Source organism: Pelagibacterium mangrovi (assembly GCF_036662815.1).
Classification (GTDB): domain Bacteria; phylum Pseudomonadota; class Alphaproteobacteria; order Rhizobiales; family Devosiaceae; genus Pelagibacterium; species Pelagibacterium mangrovi.
Genome location: NZ_JBAFXA010000008.1, coordinates 94,130 through 109,635 on the forward strand (window position 1 = coordinate 94,130; position 15,506 = coordinate 109,635).

14 protein-coding genes are annotated in these 15,506 nt (G+C 61.5%); 8 read left to right on the top strand and 6 right to left on the bottom strand.

Annotated features, from left to right (window positions below; genetic code table 11):
- Nucleotides 1–10: 10 nt before the first annotated feature.
- The 4 genes from V4T21_RS14810 (at nucleotide 11) to V4T21_RS14825 (ending at nucleotide 4,225) form a co-directional block, all read left to right on the top strand.
- A complete protein-coding gene (locus V4T21_RS14810) occupies nucleotides 11–1,075 on the top strand; it encodes an ABC transporter ATP-binding protein (RefSeq protein ID WP_332718177.1) in 1,065 nt (354 codons plus the stop codon).
- Nucleotides 1,075–2,274: a CaiB/BaiF CoA transferase family protein gene (locus V4T21_RS14815; protein WP_332718179.1), complete on the top strand. Its 1,200-nt coding sequence runs from the start codon at nucleotides 1,075–1,077 to the stop codon at nucleotides 2,272–2,274. Before V4T21_RS14810 ends, V4T21_RS14815 begins: the two co-directional genes overlap by 1 nt.
- The gene (locus V4T21_RS14820; protein ID WP_332718181.1) at nucleotides 2,274–3,068 is read left to right on the top strand and encodes an HpcH/HpaI aldolase/citrate lyase family protein; all 795 of its coding nucleotides are present in this window, start codon (nucleotides 2,274–2,276) and stop codon (nucleotides 3,066–3,068) included. Before V4T21_RS14815 ends, V4T21_RS14820 begins: the two co-directional genes overlap by 1 nt.
- Before the next feature lie 131 nt (nucleotides 3,069–3,199).
- Nucleotides 3,200–4,225: an SPFH domain-containing protein gene (locus V4T21_RS14825; RefSeq protein ID WP_332718183.1), complete on the top strand. Its 1,026-nt coding sequence runs from the start codon at nucleotides 3,200–3,202 to the stop codon at nucleotides 4,223–4,225.
- 17 nt (nucleotides 4,226–4,242) lie between these two features.
- Here V4T21_RS14825 and V4T21_RS14830 read toward each other — a convergent pair whose 3' ends face one another.
- The 6 genes from V4T21_RS14830 to V4T21_RS14855 all read right to left on the bottom strand — a co-directional run bounded on the left by V4T21_RS14830 (nucleotide 4,243) and on the right by V4T21_RS14855 (nucleotide 11,018).
- Nucleotides 4,243–4,959, bottom strand: coding sequence for a FadR/GntR family transcriptional regulator (locus V4T21_RS14830; RefSeq protein WP_332718188.1), 717 nt, complete (start codon nucleotides 4,957–4,959; stop codon nucleotides 4,243–4,245).
- 3 nt (nucleotides 4,960–4,962) lie between these two features.
- Nucleotides 4,963–6,000: a four-carbon acid sugar kinase family protein gene (locus V4T21_RS14835; protein WP_332718190.1), complete on the bottom strand. Its 1,038-nt coding sequence runs from the start codon at nucleotides 5,998–6,000 to the stop codon at nucleotides 4,963–4,965.
- Nucleotides 5,997–7,613, bottom strand: a complete 1,617-nt coding sequence (locus V4T21_RS14840; protein ID WP_332718192.1) for an ABC transporter ATP-binding protein — start codon at nucleotides 7,611–7,613, stop codon at nucleotides 5,997–5,999. The genes V4T21_RS14835 and V4T21_RS14840 overlap by 4 nt, the downstream gene beginning before the upstream one ends.
- Nucleotides 7,606–8,532, bottom strand: coding sequence for an ABC transporter permease (locus V4T21_RS14845; protein ID WP_332718194.1), 927 nt, complete (start codon nucleotides 8,530–8,532; stop codon nucleotides 7,606–7,608). The genes V4T21_RS14840 and V4T21_RS14845 overlap by 8 nt, the downstream gene beginning before the upstream one ends.
- Before the next feature lie 12 nt (nucleotides 8,533–8,544).
- Nucleotides 8,545–9,459, bottom strand: a complete 915-nt coding sequence (locus V4T21_RS14850) for an ABC transporter permease (RefSeq protein ID WP_332718196.1) — start codon at nucleotides 9,457–9,459, stop codon at nucleotides 8,545–8,547.
- A 71-nt stretch (nucleotides 9,460–9,530) separates the two neighbouring features.
- Nucleotides 9,531–11,018, bottom strand: coding sequence for an ABC transporter substrate-binding protein (locus tag V4T21_RS14855; protein ID WP_332718476.1), 1,488 nt, complete (start codon nucleotides 11,016–11,018; stop codon nucleotides 9,531–9,533).
- 314 nt (nucleotides 11,019–11,332) lie between these two features.
- On the opposite strand from V4T21_RS14855, the gene V4T21_RS14860 reads away from it, so the two are divergent.
- The 4 genes from V4T21_RS14860 to V4T21_RS14875 are packed head-to-tail and all read left to right on the top strand — an operon-like array spanning nucleotide 11,333 to nucleotide 15,504.
- On the top strand, nucleotides 11,333–12,502 hold the full coding sequence (locus V4T21_RS14860) for a sialidase family protein (protein ID WP_332718198.1): 1,170 nt from the start codon (nucleotides 11,333–11,335) through the stop codon (nucleotides 12,500–12,502).
- Nucleotides 12,499–13,449: a 4-hydroxythreonine-4-phosphate dehydrogenase PdxA gene (gene pdxA, locus V4T21_RS14865; RefSeq protein ID WP_332718200.1), complete on the top strand. Its 951-nt coding sequence runs from the start codon at nucleotides 12,499–12,501 to the stop codon at nucleotides 13,447–13,449. The genes V4T21_RS14860 and pdxA overlap by 4 nt, the downstream gene beginning before the upstream one ends.
- Nucleotides 13,446–14,375, top strand: coding sequence for a dihydrodipicolinate synthase family protein (locus V4T21_RS14870; protein WP_332718202.1), 930 nt, complete (start codon nucleotides 13,446–13,448; stop codon nucleotides 14,373–14,375). The genes pdxA and V4T21_RS14870 overlap by 4 nt, the downstream gene beginning before the upstream one ends.
- Nucleotides 14,368–15,504, top strand: coding sequence for an iron-containing alcohol dehydrogenase (locus V4T21_RS14875; protein WP_332718204.1), 1,137 nt, complete (start codon nucleotides 14,368–14,370; stop codon nucleotides 15,502–15,504). The genes V4T21_RS14870 and V4T21_RS14875 overlap by 8 nt, the downstream gene beginning before the upstream one ends.
- Nucleotides 15,505–15,506 lie beyond the last annotated feature (2 nt).

Below are 15,506 nucleotides of genomic sequence, written 5' to 3' on the forward strand. Positions count from 1 at the left end.
GGACGGACTCATGTCCCAGATCACGCTCAGAAACGTTTCCAAGCGCTATGGCTCGGTACCCGTGCTCAATGATATCTCCATCGATATCGCCGAGGGCGAATTCGTAGTGTTGGTCGGCCCCTCGGGCTGCGGGAAATCTACGCTTCTGCGCATGATCGCGGGCCTTGAGGACATCTCCTCGGGCGAGATCGAGATTGGGGACAAGGTGGTCAACACCATGCCCGCCAAGCAGCGCGATCTCGCCATGGTGTTCCAGTCCTATGCGCTCTATCCTCATATGAAGGTGGCCGACAATATGAGCTTTGCCTTAAAGCTCGCCGGCCAACCCAAGGCCGAGATCGAGGCCCGCGTGCGCGAGGCCGCCGAAATCCTCGGGCTCGAAAATCTTCTGGACCGCCTGCCGCGCAATCTTTCCGGCGGCCAGCGCCAACGCGTCGCCATGGGCCGCGCCATAGTGCGCAACCCCACGGCATTTCTGTTTGACGAGCCGCTCTCCAATCTGGACGCCAAGCTGCGCGTCAAGATGCGTTCCGAGATCAAGAAGCTGCATCAGCGCCTGGGCCGGACGATGATCTACGTCACCCACGACCAGACCGAGGCCATGACGCTGGCCGACCGCATCGTGGTGCTCAACGAGGGCCGGATCGCCCAATTGGGCACTCCGCTCGAGGTCTATCAGGACCCGGCCAACACGTTCGTCGCTGGCTTCATCGGATCGCCCGAAATCAACCTGCTCGAGGCAAGGGTCCTCGGACCCGACGCCAGGGAAGTTGAACTGGCCGACGGGACGAAGATGCCCATCGCCGTTCCCGCGAAGCTCGAAAAGGGTTCCGCCGTCACCTATGGCATCCGCCCCCAGCACTTTGCTCTCGCCGAAACCGGCCTCCGCGCTGAAGTCGTCCTGGTCGAGCCCACCGGTGACAGCCAGGATCTCGTTGTCCGCGTCGGCCAGACCGAACTTTCCGTGGTCGTCCACAACCGGGCGGTCTTTTCGCCCGGAGATGTGGTTATCATCGCGCCGGAAACCGGCAAGGCGCTGCTGTTCGACAAGGCGACCGGCCAGAGGCTGCGCTGATGGCCCGGAGCTTCGATACCCAAGCGCAGGGTCCTCTTTCGGGGGTTCGCGTCCTCGATCTTTCGCGCCTGGTCGCCGGCAATATGACCTCGCTGCAACTGGGCGATTTCGGCGCCGAGGTGATCAAGGTCGAACCCCCTGCCGGTGATCCCCTGCGCGCCTGGACGGATGGCGGGTCGCCGTTTTTCTGGAAGGTCTATGGCCGCAACAAGCGCTCCATCGCTCTCGATCTTCGTCGTCCCTCCGCCATGGAGGCGCTGTGGTCGCTCATCGAGACTGCCGATGTGCTTATCGAAAACTACCGCCCCGGTACGCTCGAAAAGATGGGCCTCGCTCCTAAGGTTCTGCACGCGCGCAATCCCAATCTCATTGTCCTGCGCGTTTCCGGTTTCGGCCAGACCGGGCCTTACGCCCATCTGCCCGGCTTCGGCACCATCGTCGAAGCCATGAGCGGCTATGCCTATCGCACCGGTTTTCCGGACCGCGAACCGATACTGCCCCCGTTGGCCCTCGCCGACATGATCGCCGGTCTTTACGGCGCGTCGGCGGTGACCACGGCGCTTTTGGCCCGCGAAAAGGGTGCAGCCAACGGCCAGGTCATCGACCTCTCCCTTCTCGAGCCGATCTTTTCCGTCCTCGGGCCGGAAGCGGCGATCTTTGCCAAGACCGGCATCGTCAAGGAACGCATCGGTTCGGCCTCCAACACCTCGTGCCCGCGCAATGTCTATGTCTGCGCCGACGGGAAATATCTGGCCCTTTCCGGGTCCACCCAGGCCGTGGCCGAACGCATCTTCACCATCATAGGCCGCCCGGACATGATCAACGACCCGCGTTTCAGGACCAATTCGGACCGTATCCGGCATCGCGATCTTGTCGATGCGGCCATCGGCGGCTGGTTTGCCGCCCGCCCCAGCGCGGAGGCGCTGTCGATCATGCGCGAGGCCGGCGCCACTGTCGGACCGATCTATTCCATCGCCGAAGCCTATGAGGACGCCCATTTCCGCGAACGCGAGGTCTTTGTCGACGTCGAGGATGCCGATTTCGGTTCGCTCCCCATGCACAACATCGTCCCGCGACTTTCTCAAACCCCAGGAGGGTTCTTCCGGCCGGCACCGGAATTGGGAGCCGATGGCGAAGCGATACTGGCCGAAATCGGATTGGACCCCTCTCTTATCTCGGCGGCGCTGGATATTTCGTGATGAAACTGCGTTCGCTTCTCTACGTCCCCGGCGACAATGAGCGCTTCATCGCCAGGGCGCATGAGCGCGGGGCCGACGCCATCATCATCGATCTCGAGGATTCAGTCCGCCCCGAGCGGCGCGATGGCGCGCGCCAGGCGCTTGCGGACACGGTCCAATCGGCAGGGCAGGGCGGCGCGCAGGTCCTGGTCCGCATCAATGCCGATCCGGAGACGTCGCGCCAGGATGTCGATGCGGCTGCGCGAGCGGGGGCGGACGGGCTTTATGTTTCGAAAGCCAACCGCGCACGCATAGACTCGATTGCCGCCGATGCGCCCGGCACGGCTTTATTCGCACTTATCGAAGACCCTGCAGCCCTTCTCGATGCCGCTGCCATTGCGGGCCATCCCTCGGTGCGAGGGCTTTCGGTCGGAGGCGAGGATATGGCCACCGCGCTGGGTGCCGATCCCGATACCCTGCGTATGCCCAAGCTCATGGTCCATTATGCCGCCAAGGCATTTGGCAAGCTGTCATTGGGGCTCTTCCGATGCATAGCTGATTATGCCGATATCGCCGGCATCGAGACCGCCGCCCAGGAAGCCCGCCGTCACGGCTTTGATGGCGCGAGCTGTATCCACCCCTCAGCCGTGCCGATCCTCAACGCCGTCTTCTCGCCCACGCCGGAAGAGATCGATTGGGCCCGTCGCGTTCTCGCCGCTGCGGAGACGAACGAGGCCGGCGCTTTTACGGTCGACGGCCGCATGGTCGATGCGCCCATTGTCGCGCGCGCCCGCACCATCCTCGTCAAATCATGACCCCGAACCGCTTGATCTTGGGGAAAATATCAGGAAAATCAGGGCAAAGGAAAGATCCGTGGCCAAGTCGAAGGGATGCGAGCGCCGCAAAAATTGTTACGATGTAGCACCTCGGACGACGCCAAGAGAGAATGAAGTATATGTATGAACTCCTGGGAATCCCCATTCCCGTGATGCCCGTCGCCAATAATATCGGCCTGTTGATCGCCCTTATTGTCGGCCTGTTCTGGCTCAAGAGCATTTTCGTCATCACCCCCCAGCAGCACGTCAGGGTGCTGGAGATGTTCGGGCGCTACAGCGGGTATCGCTCAGCCGGCCTGTCGCTCAAACTGCCTTGGCCTCTTCAGGTGGCGCGTAGGCCGTTTTCGCTCCAGACCAAGCAGATCGCGCTGCAACTGGGCGTCAAGTCGAAAGACAATGCCTTTGTGACCATGCCGATCAGCCTGCAATATCGTGTGATCCCACGCGCGGTTAAGGCTGCCTTTTATGAATTGCACAATCCCGAAGAACAGATCGAATCCTATGTGGCAACGGAGGCTCGCGCCGTTGCTGCGACGAAAACCTTCGACCAGCTTTACACCGACCGGGACGAGTTCACCCGCACCGTGCGAGAATCGCTCGATGAAGCGATGAATGGCTATGGCTATGAAATCAGGGCGGTCCTGATCGACGATCCGAGGCCGACCGAGGAAATGATTTCAGCGTTCAATGAGGTGCTTGCATCGCAGAGAAGGCTCGAGGCGGCGCAGAATGACGGCGAGGCCGAAAAGATCAAGCGGACCAAGAGCGCCGAAGCTTCGGCGGCGGCCATGACGATCACCGCCGGCGGCATCGCCGAGAGCCGCAGCATCATCGCCGAGGGCAACGCCAGGGCATTGGCGGCGTTTCGCGCCGATACGACGCTGACCGATTCCGACGCGATGGCCTTCATGATGGAGATCAACCGCCTCGAAGCCTTGCGCGATGCCGCAACCCACGGCGGACGTACAGTCATGGTGGCCGGCGAGGGCCATGGAAGTGATCTAGGAACCAAGGCACTGCTTGCCTCCCTCGCGCGAGGGGAAATGGAACAGGCTGATTTACCGGCGAAAAAGTCGCCCAGGCCACCGGCCAGCTCTCTCCGGGACGATGCAGGAAAGAATGGCGAAGTGAGCTGACTCTCGGCGCATTGCGCTCAGATTTGACGCTCTGTCTTCAGGCTTGGTGCGAAAAGGCGGTCGCGCGAGCCGGAGAGGTGAGTTGTCATCAGCGCGCGAGCGGTGCTGGCATCGCCATCACGGATGGCTTCGAAAATCGCGGTATGTTCGACAAAGACATGTTGCAAGCCATCGGCGGTCGAGCGCAGGGACAGGCCGTGGAGGCGCATGCCGACGGCGATGTGATCTTCCAGCGCCTGCATCGCGGTCGCGAAATAGGGATTGGTCGAGGCCTGAGCGATACTCAGGTGAAACATGAAATCGGCATCGGCGCGGTGAGCCTGACGATTGGTCGCGTCGCGCAAAAGACTGAGGGCCGTCCTGATTTTTTCCAGCGCTTCGGGTGAACGGCGCGTTGCGGCCATGGCTGCGGCTTCAGGCTCGATGGTCAGGCGGAAATCATAGCAGTGCTGGAGATCGGAAAGGTTCTCCATATGGCCAAAACCCAAGGGCTCGCGCAGGCCCTGTTCACGCACGAAGCTGCCGGCGCCACGCCGCGAATAGATCATCCCTTGATCGCGCAGGCGCTGCAAGGCATCGCGCACGACAGGACGAGAGACCTGAAACTCCGCCGCCAGCGCATGCTCGGTCGGCAGGCGCTCGTCGACGCGATATGCGCCTGATTTGATGGCCTTCTGGATACGGTCGAAAACCGAATCCGAAAGACTGCGCCGAACATTGAGCCCATCCGGCATGATCTACACACGATCCTCTTCAACTGGATGGATGGCACCGAGCAGAAGCGAAAGCGTCTCTCGTCCGCCAAACCCTCCGGACTTTGTAATTACAGTAAATTTTTCGGTTCGGGCAATAGGCAGGCCGGGAAGGGCTTCGCCCAAAATGGTCAGAACGCCGATGCCCAATTGCTCGAGAACGATCTGCGCTGTTGCACCGCCTGAAACGAGCAGAACCGAACCGATTGGTGGGGCCAGACGGTGGAGCGTTTCACTCAGCGCCAGCGCGACCGAGCGCCCGTCGGCAGGACGTTCAGCTGGCACGGCTTGTATTATCGTGAGCGGCGCGGAGGCCGGCATTGCCTCTGGGCCGCGGCCGTTGGGCGCGGCGATGTAGGCAAGGTCGCTGCATGAGGCGCGCAGCGCGTTGATCTGTTCCAGGGTGATCGGGTCGGCCGAACCGATGACGCAATACACCGGAGCCTTGGGCAATCGGGGGCGTTGCGGTGCGGCCCCGGGCGCCATTCCCGCAGCGATGGCTTCAGCCAGGCTGCGTGCCCCAACCGGCAGGTCGAATGTTTCGCGCTGGATTGCGGCATTGATATCGTCCTCGGTCGCGATATCGGGCATCGCAGCGCGTTTGGCGTGATGGCTGAGACGATGCGCTATGTCGATAGGCTCGGCCACGCCAAACCCGCCCAGCATCCCGCCGCGCATCCAGCGGCCAAAGGCGGGGATGGCAGGGACGACGAGCGCGCGCCTATGGGGCAGGGCATCGAGTTCGGCTTCGATATTACCCTTGAGCCGGGAGTCCACTTTCTTGAACAGAGCAAGCCCGCTCGGCAACGCCGCGACAACCGATGCGACTTGGGCGCGAGCCTCGCTCGCGGAAATTTCCCGACTGTCGGTTGAAACGCTGACCACATCCGCATTCCGCGCCAACGCACTAGGTAAGGTCTTTGCGGAGAGCGCAACCACTGTCGATAGTCCACGGGCGGCAAAGGGCGCTGCAGCGTCCAGTGCACCGGTCAGATCATCGGCTATGATTGCGAGTTTGCTCATGATGTCTGGTTGGCACCGAGCCGGCGCTGGGCCTGAATATCGGGGTCCGGGTCGAGATTGGCGGCGAGAAGGCGCTGCGTATAGGGATGCACGGGGGCGTCGAAAATCTTGGCAGTGGGGCCGCTTTCGACGATTTCCCCCGATTTCATCACGACGACAGTGTCGGCGAAATCGCGCACCACGCCGAGATCGTGGGCGATGAAAAGATAGGAGATGCCCAGGCGCTGGCGCAAATCGTCGAGCAGCTTCATCACCTGCGCCTGTACCGAAACGTCGAGCGCGGAAACCGCCTCGTCGCAGATGATGAGTTCAGGCTCGAAAGCCAGGGCGCGGGCGATGGCGATGCGCTGGCGCTGACCGCCGGAAAACTGGTGCGGATAGCGGTTGGCATGTTCTGCCGCCAGCCCCACCTGTTCGAGCAATTCGGCAACGCGTTTGCGCCGCTCGGCCTTGTTGGGCATCAGCCGGTGAATGTCCCAGCCTTCCGAGATCAGCTCATAAACCGACATGCGCGGGTTGAGCGATTGGGTCGGGTCCTGAAACACCATCTGAATTTCGCGCCGCACGGCCAGAAGGTCGCGCGGGGATAGGGTCAAAAGATCACGCCCTTTCCAAAGCGCGGTGCCGCCATCGGCGGCCTCGAGCCGCAGAACTGTGCGCGCCAGGGTGGATTTCCCAGAGCCGCTTTCACCCACCACCGCCACGCTCTGGCCGCGCTGGAGCGTGAGAGAAACACCATTCAAGGCGGTGAAATTGCCGTAGGTTTTACGCAGGCCGGCAATATCGAGCAGTAAGGGCTCTTCCTCGTTCAGCGCCTTGATTTCGCCCTTGCCGGGGGCAGCGCCGATGAGCTTGCGGGTATAGGCATGCTGGGGGTTATGATAGACATCCCGCACCGCGCCGTGCTCGACGATTTCCCCCTTGCTCATCACGACCACCCGGTCGGCGATCTCCGCGACGACGCCCAGATCATGGGTGATGAGCACGAGCCCCATGCCGGTCTCGGCCTGCAATTCCTTGAGCAGTGCCAGCACATCGGCCTGAATGGTGACGTCGAGTGCGGTGGTCGGTTCGTCGGCGATCAGGATATCGGGCTTGAGCATCAACGCCATGGCGATCATCAGGCGCTGGCGCTGACCGCCGGAAAACTGGTGCGGATATTTCTTGAGCGCCGCTTCGGGATCGGGAATGCCGACCCGTTTGACCAGTTCGAGCGCACGGGCCCGCGCCATATCGGCGGGGCGGCCATGGGCAGTCATCATCTCGACGATCTGCCAGCCCACCGTATAGACCGGGTTGAGGTGCCCCAGCGGGTCCTGGAAGATCATGGCGATGCGCTTGCCGTTGAGCGCCCGGTGGTCTTCGTAGGAAACCTTGAGCAGGTCGCGGCCTTCAAAAAAGATTTCCCCGCTCACGATTTCGGCCGGCGGGATATCGAGAATATTCATCACCGCCGAGGCGGAGACCGATTTTCCCGATCCGCTTTCGCCCAGAATTGCGAGGGTTTCGCCACGATTGACCGACCAGGACACGTTGCGGACGGCGTGAACCGTGCCGCGAGCGGTGTGAAAGTCGACAGAGAGGTTTTTGACGGTCAGCAGGGCTTCAGTCATTCGACGTTTTCCGGCTTTCGAGGCGCCAGCGTTGGGCGGGGTCAAGGGCAATGCGCATCCAGTTGGACAAAAGATTGAGCGAGAGCGCGGTGATCACGATCAGCAGCCCCGGCCAGAAGGCCAGCCACCATGCGTTGGCGAGGTAGGGACGGCCCTGGCTCACCATCAAGCCCCAGGTGATGTCGGGCGGCTGGATGCCGATGCCCAAAAATGAGAGCGAAGACTCGGCCAGCATGACGAAGGCGAAATCGAGTGTCGCGATGGTGACCAGCGTGGGCGCGATCACCGGCAGGATGTGGCGTATGATGATGCGCTTGTGAGAAGCGCCCATGACGATGGCGGCCTGCACGAACATGCGCTCGCGCACTTCGAGCACTTCCGCGCGGGTCGTACGCAGATAGATCGGGATGCGGGTGATGGCCAGAACGAGGATCATGTTGGGGATCGACGGGCCGAGAACGTAGAGCACCACCACCGCGAGCAGCAGCGAGGGGAACGACATGATGACGTCGGCAAGGCGCATGATGATTTGAGAGGCCATCTTGCCCATATAGCCGGCAATCAGGCCGAAGAACGCCCCGATGACCATTGCCGAAACCACTGCTCCCGCCGCTACCGCGAGCGTGCTGCGCGCTGCGACGATCAGGCGGGCCAGCATGGGCCGTCCCAGTGAATCTCCGCCAAGGATAAAGGCCCAGCCACGTTCGAGATCGAACGGAGGGCTATTGCGGCCGCGCAGGTTCTGGCTTGTGGCGAGGTCGGCCAGGAGCGCGGGCCCGATAACCGCGCAGAGCACGATTATGAGCAGGACGATCGCCGAAACAAAGGCGAGCTTGTCGCGCCAGAGCATGCCCAAGAGCTGGAGGGCCTTGTTTTCCGGCTTGTTGGTGGCGGACGGAGTAAGCGGCAAATCGGTCATCGTCTTGCGCCTTTACTGCCGGATGCGCGGATCGAGAATCGAATAGGCGATGTCGATCAGGATGTTCATGAGAAATATGGCGACGGCGGTGACCAGGATCGCGGCCATCACGACGTTGAAGTCACGCTGGATGATGGAGTCGATCATCAGCTTGCCGATGCCGGGAAATCCGAAAATGGTTTCCACGATCACGGCACCATTGAGCAGGGCCGCGGCCTGGTCGCCGATGACGGTTATGACCGGCAGCATGGCGTTGCGCAGCGTGTGAACGAAGATAATGGGACGGTTCTTGACGCCCTTGGCGCGCGCGGTCTTCACATAGGGCGCGGCAAGTGCCGAAAGCATCGAGCCTCTCACAACCTGGACGATGAGGCCGAAGGGTCGGATGAACAGCACGGCGATGGGCATGATCCAGTGCCATGGCGTTCCAACGCCCGATGTCGGCAGCCACCCCAGATTGACCGAAAACAAAACGATCGCGACAATCGCGATCCAGAAATCGGGCGCCGAGGCGCCGATAAGGGAAACGACCGAAATACCCCGATCGATGATGCCGCCGACATTGAATGCGGCGATGGCGCCCAGAACAATTGCCGCCACGACAACCAGCGTCATGGTGATCAGCGCCAGCGGCAGGGTCCAGGCGTAAGCCTGCAGTACGATGTCGAGAGCCGGTTGGGCGCGGCGCAGGGACTCGCCGAAATCGAAGTGCAGAATGTCCCACACATACATGCCGAACTGTTCGATGACGGGACGATCGAGGCCGTGAAGCGCCCGGAACTGTTCCTTCATGGCTTCGGTCGCGTCGATCGGCAGGAAAAGGGCTGCCGGGTCGCCTGTCAGGCGCGAGAGAAAGAAGACCATCACCATGAGGACGACGAGTGAGAGCAGGCTGGTGATCGCTCTCTGGCCGATCTGTCGGGTCATTTGGAAATACCCATTCATTTGAAAAAGGCGACGCCCTAAGGATGGGCGTCGCCTGAAGGAGTGTGCAAGGCTTAGTTGAAGCCGATTTCCGACAGCTGGAGCTGTTGGTTGGTGGCGATGGTCGGCTGGAAGTCCAGACGCTCGCCCACCCGGCTGTGGCCGACCATGTGGAACAGCAGGACGTCGGCGACGACCTCGTCATGGACATAGGCGAACACTTCCGACCAAAGGGCGGCGCGCTCGGCGTCGGTGGCGGCAGTAGCGCGGGCGATCAGATCGTCGACATGAGGATCTGCCACGCCGGACTGCGTGCCTTCGCTTGCATATTTGAAGAACATCGAAAACACCGGGTCGCCACGGCTGTTATCGTGCTGGGCGAGCACCAGATTCGTACCTTCGCTTTCGGGATACGGCTTGGAATAGTACTGCTCGTGCTCGGCGACTTCGACCATGCGGACGCTTGCATTGAAACCGACCTCGACGAGCATTTGCGTCAGAGCTTCGGCAACTTCGGCCACATTGGGGAAGTTTTCGGTGCGGGCGATGATTTCGATCGGCAGACTGGTATCGACGCCATCGGCCTGAGCGTCGGCAATCAGCTGGCGGGCCAGATCGGGATCGTAAGCCGGCGGCGTGAGATCGGGATTCCAGCCCAGGGTGGTGGGCGGAACCATGGCGACGGCCAACTCGGTTCCTTCCGAGAGCAGGGTGCCGATGAACGCTTCGCGATCGATAGCGGCATTGAGGGCCTGACGGATGCGCAGATCGTCGGTCGGTGCGTCCTGGCCGTCGATGCGCAGATAAACGGTTTCCGAGTTCGGATAGGAGAAATCGGTGGCCGGGTTGGTCGCCTCGAGCTCGGTGATCTGCGGAGCGATATCGGCCTCGCCGGTCTGAACCATCGCCGCGCGAACGGCAGCCTCGGAGCGGAAGACGTAACGGGCGCCGGTCACCTCGGGCGCTTCGCCCCAATAATCGTCGCGGCGTTCGAGCTGGATATACTGGCCGGTCTGCCATTCGGACATGACATAGGGGCCGGTGCCGATCGGATCGCGGACGAACTCCATCGGCGTTTCGGACGGAACGATGGTCACGAGAGTCATCAGCAGCGGCAGGATCGGCTGAGCCGGTTCCGCCGTGATGTCGATCGTGAGGTCGTCGACGACATCGAACGAAAGCGTCGTATCGGCGAAATAGCGCTGGCTTTCGCAGGTGATCTGGTCGCTGAACACGCGGGCGAACGAATGTTCGACGTCGGTGGCATCGAGCGTCGTGCCATCGGAGAAGGTGACGCCATCACGCAGATTGAAGCGCCATGTGCCATCGCCCATGTCTTCCCAGCTTTCGGCAAGGCGGGGCATCAGGCCCTCGTCGCCACGCACGTCCAGTTCGGTCAGCGTTTCGCTGATGTTCTGCATGATGACGCGCCCGATATTGGAGCGTGTGGCCATGCAGGGATCGATGAGATCGAGCTCTTCGCTGAGCACGACGGTGATATCGGTGTTGTCCTGAGCAACGGCCGGGCTAATGGCCGTGGACGCCAGCAAAATGCCGGCCATGATATGTTTCGGCGTCAAAGTTTCCTCCCTTGGCAGCAATCGAGCGGCATGAGCGGGGCTGCCGCATCGCTCAGTATGGGCGCGTGCTTGCATGCAAGTGCGCCTAAGCTGGCCGCACTATCGAACGGCAGGCATTATGTTGTCAAATTAAATTCCGATCCAGAATTAAAACTGATGCCCGTAAAGGTTTAACATATTGATTTTAAATATAAAAAAATATCAAAAAGGACCGGAGTGCGCAAAATTACAACTAAGATAACTTGACAACTTAATGGCAAGAGTGGAGTTATCGCGGCAAGAAATTGGGAGGAAGCATGTCTCCGAGCGACATTGAGGCGGCCATGAACGGCCGGTTAAAGGATGCAGGGTCAAGGCGCTACGAGGCATTTCTGCCCTCGCCCATGGTTCAGAATCATGCAGCGTTCCTCGAGCGTTTCGAGGATGGCACGCTGGCCTGCCTGTGGTTCGGAGGCACGCTTGAAGGAAAGTCCGACATTTCGATTTTCGGCTGCACGCTGGCGCCCGGCGCGGACACCTGGAGCGCGCCGGTTCGTTTGAGCGATGATCCTGAACGGTCCGAGCAAAACCCTGTGCTTGCCCATGATGGAGCGGGATGGAATTTGATCCACACCGTCCAGCCCGCCGGCAATCAGGACGAATGCCTCTTGCGGTCCCGCCCTATTGCCCTGTCCGATGGACATCTCGTTACCGGCACGCCGAAAACGATCGATCTTCCGCTCGGCACATTCGTTCGCGCGCGCTTTGTGCGGCGCAAGGATGGCGCCTGGATGATGCCGGTGTTTCGCTGCATTTCGCGTCCGGGACAGCGTTGGACGGGAAGCCACGATACCGCCGGCGTCGCCGTCAGCCATGATGACGGGCAAACCTGGTCGATGACCGAAGTTCCCGGCTCGGTCGGCTCCGTCCACATGACGATAGTGCCGCTCGATGGAGATGAGATGGTCGCCTTTTACCGGCGCCGGCAATCCGATTTCGTGCATCGGTCGGTCAGTAGCGATGGCGGTATCTCATGGTCGGCCCCTGAGCCAACCGACGTTCCCAACAACAATTCCTCGATCAATGTCATCCGCCTTGCCGACGGGCGATTGGCGATGGTGTGCAACCCCGCTTCGGCAGCCACTTCGGACGATCGCCGTGCCTCGCTGTATGACGAGATCGAAGAGGGCGACGATCGGCCCGATGCAACCGGCGGATGCTCACCGATCTGGGGCGTGCCGCGCGCCCCGCTCAGCCTTTGCATTTCCACCGATGGCGGACACACGTTTCCGCTGCGCAGGGTGATCGACGATAGCGCGGGCACCTGCCTTTCCAACAATTCGGAAGACGGACGCAACAAGGAATTGTCCTACCCCTATCTGCTGGAGGGGGAAGGGGGCGAACTCCATGTCGCCTACACCTATTTCCGGCGGGCCATCAAATATGTCCGGCTCCCCGGCGGCTGGATCGACGGAGAACAAATGTGAGCGAAATCATTGGCATCACCATGGGCGATCCGGCAGGCGTCGGACCGGAAATCACGGTTCGCGCCATTGCCGAAATGAGCGCCGAGGACCGCGCGCGGACCCGGATTTACGGGCACCGCGCCACCTTGGAAAAGGCGATGGAGGCATCTGCGGTTTCGCTCGATCTCGATGGTCTGGTCGAGGACGTTGAGATTGAAGGCGGCGTTCTGGCCTGGGGCAAGCTCGACGCATGCGGTGGCGACGCTGCATTCCGCTTCATTGCAAAGGCCGTCGAGCACGCGCAGGCTGGAACGATCGGCTGCATCGTTACCGCCCCGATCAATAAGGAAGCGCTCAACCTTGCCGGCCATCACTATGATGGGCACACCGGCATGCTCGCGGCGCTGACGGGGCAAAAATCGGCCTTCATGCTGCTGGCGTCCGATCGGCTCAAGGTCATCCACGTTTCGACCCATGTCTCGCTCAAGACCGCGATAGACCGCGCGACGCCGCAGCGGATTCTCGAAACCATCCGCGCCGGCAATGAGCACCTCAAACGCATCGGGTATGCGGCTCCGCGTATCGCGGTTGCCGGCATCAACCCCCATTGCGGCGAAAGCGGGCTGTTCGGCACCGAGGATGATGAGCAGATCGTGCCCGCCGTCGCCATGGCCCGTGAGGAAGGCATCGACGTCACCGGCCCGATCTCGGCCGATACGGTCTATCATCGCGCCTACAATGGCGCGTTCGATCTGGTCGTGGCGCAATATCACGATCAGGGGCACATCCCCATCAAGCTCGTCGCCTTCGATACCGCCGTCAACGTTTCACTCGGTTTGCCCATCGATCGGACTTCGGTGGACCACGGCACGGCGTTCGATATCGCCGGAACGGGCAAGGCCAATCACACCAACATGAATGCAGCCATCGCCTATGCGCGTCGGCTGGCTGCCGGGAGCGCGAAATGAATCCTGCACTCAACATGCCCATCAGCGGCGTCTTTAGCGCGGCTGCAACGCCGGTCACCGTCGATGGCGGTCCCGATCACGCCGTCTTTGCCGAGCACTGCAAGGCGCTGCTCGTTGAAGGTTGCGACGGCATCGCGTTGTTGGGAACGACGGGAGAGGCCAATTCCTTTTCCATCGCCCAGCGCCAGCAGATGATCGATGAATTGCTCAAATCGGGCGTCGAAGCCTCGCGCTTGCTGCCCGGCACCTCGCAGACCAACGTGGCCGATTCCATTGCGCTTGCGCGCCACGCGGTGGACGCTGGCGTCAAGGGATGCGTCGTACTGCCGCCCTTCTACTATAAGGGCGTGAGCGACGAAGGGCTTTTCCGCTTTTACGCCGAGCTGATCGAGGGTGTCGGACACAATGATCTGCGCGTCGTGCTCTATCATATCCCGCCCATCGCCCAAATCGGCATCTCGCTTGAATTGACCCGGCGGCTGATCGAAGCTTTCCCTGGCATCGTCGTGGGGATCAAGGACAGCTCGGGCAAACTCGAGAGCATGCAGGCCTTCGCCAGCAGCTTCGAGAATTTCTCGGTTCTGGCCGGTGCCGATCCTTTCATGCTGCCGCTTCTGCGCTCGGGCGGCGCGGGCTGCATCACCTCGAGCTCCAACCTCATCGCCGCCCATCTGCGGGTCGTCTTCGACAATTGGTTCGACGATACCCAGGCCGAGCGTGTGGATGCGGCGCAGGCGCGAATTAACGCATGGCGCGACCTTTCCAACGCCTATGTGCAACTGCCCACCGTCAAGGCGATGCTCGCCAAGCGCCGCAATCACGAGGGCTGGCTGCGCGTGCGCCCGCCGCTTGTCGAACTGACGCCGGAAGAAGCCGAAAACGTCTGGGCTCAGATGACGGAACTCGAGGCCGCAGAAAATGCCTGAAACAGCACTTTCGATGGCGCGGCAGATTACCCTGTTGCAGCCGGCGCGGCTTGAAATCGGGGCAGGGGCCATTTCCCGGCTTGGCGATTGGGCCACTCCGTACCAGCGCATTTTCGTCGTCGCCATGGCGCCGACCGAAGGCTTTGTCGAGCGCATCGGGCTCAAGGGAAACGTCCAGACCTATATTGATCTCCCGCCCGAACCCGATCTACCCGCGTTCGAGGCCGTGCTTTCAGCGGCGCGCGCGTTCAAGCCCGATCTGGTGGTCGGTCTGGGCGGCGGTTCGGTGATGGACGTGGCCAAGCTTGTCGCGGTTCTTTGGGACAGCGAGCAATCGGTTCCCGATGTCGTCGGTGTCGAAAAAGTGTCAGGGCGCCGCACGGCGCTTGCCCAGGTGCCCACCACGTCGGGGACAGGTTCGGAAGCCGGCATTCGCTCGCTGATTACCAATCCCGAGACGCTGGCCAAGATGGCGGTGGAAAGCCGGTTCATGCTCGCCGATATCGCAATTCTCGATCCGGAATTGACCTATTCGGTTCCAACAGCCGTCACCGCCGCGACCGGGCTGGATGCGTTGGCCCATTGCGTGGAGGCCTTCACCAACATCAAATCCCACCCGCTGATCGATGGCTATGCAAGGCTGGGTATCGGATTGGTCGGACAGTTCCTCGCCCGCGCCGTCGCCGATGGCAGCGATACCGAGGCGCGGGCAGCCATGATGCTCGCATCCTACTATGGCGGGATATGCCTGGGGCCGGTCAACACCGCCGGAGGGCACGCGCTGTCCTACCCGCTGGGGACACGGCTCAAGCTGCCACATGGGTTGGCGAATGCCATCGTCTTCCCCCATGTCCTCGCCTTCAACACGCGGACCCGAACCGAAAAGACTGCCTGGATCATGTCAGCGCTGGGACTCGACGGCGCCGCCAATGAAGATGCCGTGCGCGAAAAGAGCCTGGGTTGGTGCCGCGATCTCGGTGTCGAGATGCACCTTGCTCGCCACGGTGCCCGCGAAGACGAACTCGGGCTTTGGGCAGAGGAGGCTTTCGCCATCAAGCGCCTGATCGATAACAACCCCCGCCCCCTGGAGGTCGAGGATATCCTTTCCATCTACCGCCGCGCCTATTAGCC

Coding starts and splice junctions, on each gene's coding strand:
- V4T21_RS14810 (WP_332718177.1), top strand. CDS start 11: ATGTCCCAGATCACGCTCAGAAACGTTTCCAAGCGCTATGGCTCGGTA.
- V4T21_RS14815 (WP_332718179.1), top strand. CDS start 1,075: ATGGCCCGGAGCTTCGATACCCAAGCGCAGGGTCCTCTTTCGGGGGTT.
- V4T21_RS14820 (WP_332718181.1), top strand. CDS start 2,274: ATGAAACTGCGTTCGCTTCTCTACGTCCCCGGCGACAATGAGCGCTTC.
- V4T21_RS14825 (WP_332718183.1), top strand. CDS start 3,200: ATGAAGTATATGTATGAACTCCTGGGAATCCCCATTCCCGTGATGCCC.
- V4T21_RS14830 (WP_332718188.1), bottom strand. CDS start 4,959: ATGCCGGATGGGCTCAATGTTCGGCGCAGTCTTTCGGATTCGGTTTTC.
- V4T21_RS14835 (WP_332718190.1), bottom strand. CDS start 6,000: ATGAGCAAACTCGCAATCATAGCCGATGATCTGACCGGTGCACTGGAC.
- V4T21_RS14840 (WP_332718192.1), bottom strand. CDS start 7,613: ATGACTGAAGCCCTGCTGACCGTCAAAAACCTCTCTGTCGACTTTCAC.
- V4T21_RS14845 (WP_332718194.1), bottom strand. CDS start 8,532: ATGACCGATTTGCCGCTTACTCCGTCCGCCACCAACAAGCCGGAAAAC.
- V4T21_RS14850 (WP_332718196.1), bottom strand. CDS start 9,459: ATGACCCGACAGATCGGCCAGAGAGCGATCACCAGCCTGCTCTCACTC.
- V4T21_RS14855 (WP_332718476.1), bottom strand. CDS start 11,018: ATGGCCGGCATTTTGCTGGCGTCCACGGCCATTAGCCCGGCCGTTGCT.
- V4T21_RS14860 (WP_332718198.1), top strand. CDS start 11,333: ATGTCTCCGAGCGACATTGAGGCGGCCATGAACGGCCGGTTAAAGGAT.
- V4T21_RS14870 (WP_332718202.1), top strand. CDS start 13,446: ATGAATCCTGCACTCAACATGCCCATCAGCGGCGTCTTTAGCGCGGCT.
- V4T21_RS14875 (WP_332718204.1), top strand. CDS start 14,368: ATGCCTGAAACAGCACTTTCGATGGCGCGGCAGATTACCCTGTTGCAG.